Here is a 6,946-nt window from a genome sequence, read left to right on the forward strand (position 1 = left end):
CCTCGACGAGCAGGACCTGTTCCTCGGTGCCGGTGTCGCCAAACCGCGTCATCACGATCTGCGCCGAACTGTCGGCCAGTCCAGCGCGGAAACCGGCCTCGACGAAGGTGACCCAGCCCGCACCCTGCGGCCCCGGAAACCACGCGATGCGGACCGGCGGGCTGCCCTTCGGATGGCGTTCGGCGATGAAGCGACCGGCGGCGGCGCCCATCTCGGTCCAGGGGACGCTGGCCTTGGCGGTGATGCCGCTGTCGTCGATGTCGTTGACGGCGGCGATCACGGGCTTCAGGCGGGCGATCCGTTCGACCTCGGCCGTCAGCCCGGCATAGGAGACGGTGCCCAGGATCACCGCGTCGAATTCGTCGCTGGCGCAGCCCTTCAGCTGGTCATTCTGGCGTGAGAGGTTGGGGTAGCCCCCGGCTTCGAACACGTCGAAGGCGACGCCCAGGCGGCGGGCCTCTTCGACCATGCCGTAGTTGACCGACAGCCAGTAGGCATCCTTCAGGTGCGGATAGAGGACGCAGAAGCGCCAGGGCCGGGTGGCGCGGGCCAGCGGGGTATAGCTAAGTGGCACGGCTGCGCTGGCGTCGTCGAAGGGCACGGCGCGGGCTTCAAGCTGCCAGACCTCGGCCGGGGCAGGGACCGCAAGGCCTGCCACCAGGATCGCCGCCAGACTCGCCACCCGGATCGCCACCAGACCCGCCACCCGGATCGCCGCCGTGACGGCTTTGCGCATCGCATCTCCCCTTTTGCGGATAAGGTGATAGTTTGGGCCCGCAAACCCTGGGGGCGAGCCTTGCGGAACTTCGGCTACAAGTCGAGTCTTGGCGGACGGCTGCTGCTGGCGATCGGGCTGATCGTGGGCTTTCCGGCTGCGACGGGTGTGCTGGGTTGGTTCGAATTGAAGGATGTGGCCGCAAACCAGTCACGGGTGGTGACCGAGGCGATCCCCGCAATTTCCGAAGTGCGGGGCGTGGCCGAGGAAACCAGCCGGGTGGTCGCGGTCGCGCCAGAGCTGGCAGCCGTCACGGATGAGGCGCAGCGGGCCGAGAGGGCGGCGTTTCTCTTCGACCAGGCCAATGCGCTGCGGGCGCGGCTTTTACAGCAGGAAGGGCTGCCGGATGACGCCCTCGCCAATGCGCTGGCGGCCGAAGCGGGCTTGCGGCAGGCGCTGACCACCATCGACCGGCTGGTGCGGCAACGGATCAGCCTGATTGCCCGCCGCGATGCGCAACTGGGAGCGGGCCTGGCGGCGGCGGTGGAGCTGACCGAAATCGCCGACACCCTGGTCGCAAATGCCGAAATGGGGGCCTCGGCGGTGATCTCCAGCCTGTATGGCATGGACGGGACGGACACGGCGAACCCCGAGATCCGGCTGGATACGCTGGACAAGCTGATCGAGGTGGATCTTTTCCAGATGGGGCTGATGTTCGAACTGCGCTCGCATGCGTCGGAGGTGGGGCTGCTGTTGAACCGGGTCGCCGGGGTGCAGTCGCAGGCCGAGTTGCAGGCGCTGCGCGACGAGTTGGCGGCGCGGGTGCGGGTGATCTCGCGCCGGCTGGAGTCGGTGCAGGACCCGCGGCGCGCCGACCGGGTGCGCGTGCTGCTCAGGGTGATCGGGGCTGCTCCGGCCACGCCCCCTGAAACGGCGGCGCTGTTCGAGAACGTGGCGCAGGTGCTGGCAGTCACCGAGCGGATCGCCGGGGCCGAGACCGAGCTGCGCCGGGCGGCGCTGGAACTGGAGACGGCGGCCTCGGCCCTGGCGGACCGGATCGAGGCGAATGCGGTCCGTGCGGGACAGTCGGCCGAGCAGGCGATCCTGGCGACGCAGCGGCTCTATGCCTTTTCGGCGATGCTGGCGCTGGTGCTGTCGCTGGGGGTCCTGTGGTTCTATGTCCGCGGCAACCTGATCCGGCGGCTGGATGCGCTGGCGGCGCGGATGGCCGGGCTGGCCAAGGGCGACCCGGGCGAGGAAATCGCGCGGTCGGGCACGGACGAGATCGCGCAAATGGAAGGGGCGGTCGAGGTCTTCCGCCAGCAGGCCATCGCCAACCGGGAACTGGCGGCGGAACGCGAGCGGCATCTGGAAGAGCTGCGCCGGCACCGCAGCGAATTGCAGGGCCTGGTGGACGAGCAGACCGAGGCGCTGCGCGGCGAGGTCGCGGCGCATGACGCCGCGCGCGACCGGGCCGAGGCGGCGGATCGGGCGAAGTCGGAATTCCTGGCGATGATGAGCCACGAGATCCGCACCCCGATGAACGGGGTTCTGGGGATGCTGCGCAACCTGCCGAAGGGCGGACTGACGCGGGTACAGGTGGCGCGGCTGGATGCAGCGCTGGCCTCGGGCAAGGGGCTGATGGGGCTTCTCAACAGTATTCTGGACTATTCCAAGCTGGAGCAGGGCCAGACCGCCGAGGATATCGAAGACTTCGATCTGGGCCAGGCGTTGGGGGACATCGCGCTTCTGATGGCTCCGACGGCCGAGGAGAAGGGTCTGCGGCTGGTGACCGAGTTGCCCGAGGCGGCGTTGCCCGTGCTGCGCGGCGATATGGGCAAGCTGCGGCAGATCCTGTTCAACCTGGTGTCGAATGCGGTGCGGTTCACCGATGCGGGCGAAGTGCGCATCGCGGTGGCATTGGCCGGGGCGGCAGAAGCCGACCCGCTGCGCCTGCGCTTCACGGTCAGCGATACCGGACGGGGGATTGCGCCCGACGCGCTGGAGCGGATCTTCGACGCCTTCCAGCAAGAGGACCCGCAGACGGCCCGGACCTTTGGGGGCACGGGTTTGGGGCTGACGATCAGCCGCCGGTTGGCCGGGCTGATGGGCGGGGCGCTGACCGTCTCCAGCCAGCGCGGGCAGGGTGCGACATTCACGCTGCACCTGCCCTTTGCGCGCGGCGCAGCCCTGAAGGTCTTTGCGGCCGACCAGGCCTCCGACCTGCCGCAACTGACGGTGCTGGTGGTCGAGGATCACCCGGTCAACCAGGAGGTCGCGCTGGGCTTCCTGCAGGCGCTGGGCCATCGGGCGGTGATCGCGGACACGGGCGAGGCGGCGCTTGGGATGCTGGGAAAGGGCGGCTTTGATGCCGTGCTCATGGACGTCAACCTGCCGGGCATTTCCGGCATCGAGGCGACGCAGCGCTTGCGCGGTCTGCCGGGGCTGGACCGGCTGCCGGTGATCGGTGTCTCGGCCCACGCCCAGCCCCGGGACATCGCGGCTTGCCTGGAAGCCGGGATGGACGAGGTGGTGGCCAAGCCCCTGACACCCGAGGCATTGGCCGCTTCGCTGCAACGTCTGTGCGGCGCGGGCGTTGCCCCGGCAGTGCGCGAGACGCTGGCCGATCTGGGACCGACCGCGACCCGCGATCTGGTGCGGCTGATGCTGGACCGGCTGGGTCCCGAGGTCGCGGCGCTGGCCGAGGCGCTGCGCAACGGCGCGGATGCGGAGATCGAACGGCGGGCGCATCAGCTGAAGGGCGCGGTCGGGAATTTTGACCTGCCGGACTTGGGCGAGGTGCTGGCCGACCTGTCGCGCCGCGATGCCTTGCCGGGACCCGAGGCTGTCGGGCCGCTTCTGGCGGCGGCAGGGGCGGCGGAACGGCAGCTGGCCCGGTCGCTTCAGGCGCTGGAGGATCTGGCGGGGGTCAGGACAGCGGCGCAGTGAAGACGTAGCCCTCGCCATGCGAGGTGCCGAAGATGCGCGGCTGCTTCGGGTCGTCGCTGAACTTGGCCCGCAGGCGTTTGACCATGACGTCCACCGTCCGCGAGCCGGAATCGCCGTGGCGATGTGTGATGCTGGCGAGCAATCGGTCGCGCGACAGAACGATGCCGGGGTTCAGCACGAAAGTGCGCAGAAGTTCGTACTCGGCCCGGGTCAGCTGGACGCCCGCGCCGTCCTCGGCGCTGACATGGCGGGCGGCGGTGTCGAAGGTGAACCCGGCGAAATGCACCACGCGCCGGGTCAGCTGGCGCATGGCCGCCGTGCGCCGCAGAAGGTTCTTGACCCGCGCCAGAAGCTCGCGCCGGTTGAAGGGCTTGCAGACATAGTCGTCGGCGCCAAGCTCCAATCCCACGATCCGGTCCACGTCGTCGGTCCGGCCCGACAGCAAGATGATTCCCACTTCGGACCGCGCCCGCTGTTCTCGGGTGATCTCCAGCCCGTCCTTGCCGGACAGGTTGATGTCGACGATCAGCAGGTCGGGATTTTCCTGCGCCAGCACCTTTTCGGCGGCCTCGGCCCCGGCGCAGGCGGTGACGCGGTAGCCGAAGGTCTCCAGATACCCCCCAAGCGCGGTGCGGGTCACCGGGTCATCCTCGATCACGACGATATGGGCGGCAGTGTTCATGCCTGGGACGTTCCGAAGTGCGACAGGCATCTTGTTAACATTTTGTAACAACATTCTCCAGCCTGTTCATCGCCAGGGTCTGACGTGTTCACATCCTGTGCATAGCCTTGCCTCTCAGGAAAGCGTCCGACTTTCCGGGGAAACGTCGCCGCCGCAACGGGTGCGACCTGAACAGGGATCGAAACACATGCAGAAACTGACCAGACTGCTTCTTGGCGCGGCGGTTGTCGCGTTGGCCGCGCCGGTTTGGGCCGAGGATTCGTCCGACCCGATCGTCATCCCGACCCACAACTGGTCAAGCCAGATTGTGATGTCCAACGTCGTGGGCCAGATCTTCGAGGGGATGGGCAATTCCGTCGAATACGTGTCGACCGACAGCCAGGCGGTGTATGAGGCCGTGCGGCTGGGCGACGCGACGCTGGAGCTGGAAGTCTGGGAAGGCGCCTTTGGCAAGTCCTTCCGGGCCGCGGTCGAAAAGGGCGGCATCCACGACGTCGCCACCCATGCCGCCATCACGCGCGAGGACTGGTGGTATCCGATGTGGACCAAGGAGGCCTGCCCGGGCCTGCCGGACTACAAGGCTTTGAACGACTGCGCGGCCAAGTTCGTGACGCCGGAAACCGGCGACAAGGGCCGCTTCCTGGGCGGGCCGGTGGACTGGCTGAAGCATGACCAGGAAAAGGTCGATGCGCTGGGGATGAACTTCGTGGTGGTGAACGCGGGCTCGGCTGCGGCGCTGTGGGCCGAGATCGCGGCGGCCGAAAAGGACAAGACCCCCATCGTCCTCTTCAACTGGACCCCGAACTTCGCCGAAGCCGTCTGGCCGGGCGAGTTCGTGGAATTCCCGGCCTGGGAAGAAGGCTGCGACACCGATCCGGCCAAGGGTCCGATCCCGGACAAGGTCTTTGACTGCGGCAACCCGGCCAACGGCTATCTGAAGATCGCCGCCTGGGACGGGATGAAGGACAAGTGGCCCACCGCCTATGCCACGCTGCAGAAGGTGAACTTCACCAACGCCCAGATCGCCGAGATGGCCAAGTTTGTCGACGTCGACGGGATGGAACCCGAAGACGCCGCCACCGCCTGGCTGGAAGCGAACGAGGCGGTCTGGAAGCCCTGGACCGAATGATCTCCGGCGTCACCTTCGGGTGACCCACCTTGCCACCCGGGAGCATTCCCCCGGGTGGCGCTTTTCTCCGGGGGCAAGCTTATGACCGCAAGCGACGTGGTGATTTCCTGCAGACATGTCTGGAAGGTGTTTGGCGACCGGCCCGAACGGCTGCGCCTCACGCCCGCGACGACGTTGGACGATTTGCGCGCGACCAACCACATCGCTGCCGTGCGCGATGTCTCGCTGGAAATCCGGCGCGGCGAGATGCTGGTGGTGATGGGGCTGTCGGGCTCGGGCAAGTCGACGCTGGTCCGCTGTCTTGCGCGGCTGTTGGACGTCACGTCGGGGGTGGTGGAGGTCGAGGGACGCGACATCGGGAAACTCTCCGAGACCGAGCTGATCGAGCTGCGCCGCAAGAAGATGGGCATGGTGTTCCAAAGCTTCGGCCTTCTGCCGCACCGCACCGCGCTGGAGAACGTGGCCTTCCCGCTGGAGATGCGCGGGCAGGACCGGTCGTCCCGCATCGCCCGGGCGCGCGACGTGCTGGCGCTGGTGGGGCTGAAGGGCCGCGAGGGCTATTTCCCGCGTGAGCTGTCGGGGGGCCAGCAGCAGCGGGTGGGCATCGCGCGCAGCCTGGCGGTAGAGCCCGACATCTGGTTCCTGGACGAACCCTTCAGTGCGCTTGACCCGCTGATCCGGCGCGAGATGCAGGACGAATTCCTGCGGCTGAAGGGGATGCTGGCCAAGACCATCGTCTTCATCACGCATGATTTCGACGAGGCTTTGCGGCTGGCCGACCGCATCGCGATCATGAAGGACGGTGCTGTCGAGCAGATCGACACGCCCGAACGCATCGTCATGGCCCCCGCGACGCCCTATGTCGCCAAGTTCACCGAGGCCATTGACCGCACCCGCGTCGTGCACGCCCTGGCGCTGGCCCAACCGGTCGAGGGGCGCACCATCGAGGGCGAGCCGCTGCCTGCCAATGAAACCTTGCACGCACTCGCCCGGCGCATCGTGGGCGACAGCCGGGCGCTGATCCCGCTGGTGGACAAGGGCCGGATCGCCGGACTTCTGGACCGGAAGGCGGCGCTGGACCTGCTACTGGGGCCGGCGGCATGATGGCGGCGACCCTTCCGCAGCCCCCGTTCCGTCTGGACCAGAAGCGTATCGCGCAGGCGATCCTGCTGGTCGCGCTGGTGCTGGTCCTGTCGCGCAACGTCCTGCCCGCGGGCCTTTTGCGCCTGCCTGACAGCATGGTCCTGCCCTTTGCCGACTGGATCAACGCGGTCTTCGACTTTGCGCGCGACGACCTGGGTCTGATGGCCTTTACCCGGGCCTTTTCCGACGTGGTGGAGTTCTGCCTGGATGTTACGGCGAACCTGCTTTACGGCAAATCGCGCTGGCCGCATCTTGGCCCGATCCCCTGGGTGGTGATCGCCGCCACCGCCGGGATGGCGGGCTATGCGCTGGGCGGCTGGCGGCTGGC

5 protein-coding genes and 1 pseudogene are annotated in these 6,946 nt (G+C 67.8%); 4 read left to right on the forward strand and 2 right to left on the reverse strand.

The features are described 5' to 3' along the window. Positions 1–736 (reverse strand): TMAO reductase system periplasmic protein TorT (torT, locus tag U1E69_RS02130; RefSeq protein ID WP_322242419.1); only part of this gene is annotated, 736 nt, incomplete at its 3' end. A 60-nt stretch (positions 737–796) separates the two neighbouring features. Here torT and U1E69_RS02135 point away from each other — a divergent pair. Beyond that, entirely contained in the window at positions 797–3,664 is a 2,868-nt protein-coding gene (locus tag U1E69_RS02135) for an ATP-binding protein (RefSeq protein WP_322242420.1), read from the forward strand. Here U1E69_RS02135 and U1E69_RS02140 read toward each other — a convergent pair. After that, a complete protein-coding gene (locus U1E69_RS02140; RefSeq protein ID WP_322242422.1) occupies positions 3,645–4,346 on the reverse strand; it encodes a response regulator in 702 nt (233 codons plus the stop codon). The genes U1E69_RS02135 and U1E69_RS02140 overlap by 20 nt on opposite strands. Positions 4,347–4,533: 187 nt before the next feature. On the opposite strand from U1E69_RS02140, the gene U1E69_RS02145 reads away from it, so the two are divergent. From U1E69_RS02145 to U1E69_RS02155, 3 genes and pseudogenes are all read left to right on the forward strand, one after another. Continuing rightward, the gene (locus U1E69_RS02145; RefSeq protein ID WP_322242424.1) at positions 4,534–5,475 is read left to right on the forward strand and encodes an ABC transporter substrate-binding protein; all 942 of its coding nucleotides are present in this window, start codon (positions 4,534–4,536) and stop codon (positions 5,473–5,475) included. Between the two features lie 81 nt (positions 5,476–5,556). Then, the gene (locus U1E69_RS02150) at positions 5,557–6,579 is read left to right on the forward strand and encodes a quaternary amine ABC transporter ATP-binding protein (protein ID WP_322242425.1); all 1,023 of its coding nucleotides are present in this window, start codon (positions 5,557–5,559) and stop codon (positions 6,577–6,579) included. After that, positions 6,579–6,946 (forward strand): annotated as a pseudogene (locus U1E69_RS02155) (glycine/betaine ABC transporter permease); the annotation flags it as partial. The gene U1E69_RS02150 and the pseudogene U1E69_RS02155, both read left to right, overlap by 1 nt.

Origin of the sequence: Tabrizicola sp. (assembly GCF_034366665.1) — a bacterium.
Taxonomy (GTDB): domain Bacteria; phylum Pseudomonadota; class Alphaproteobacteria; order Rhodobacterales; family Rhodobacteraceae; genus Tabrizicola.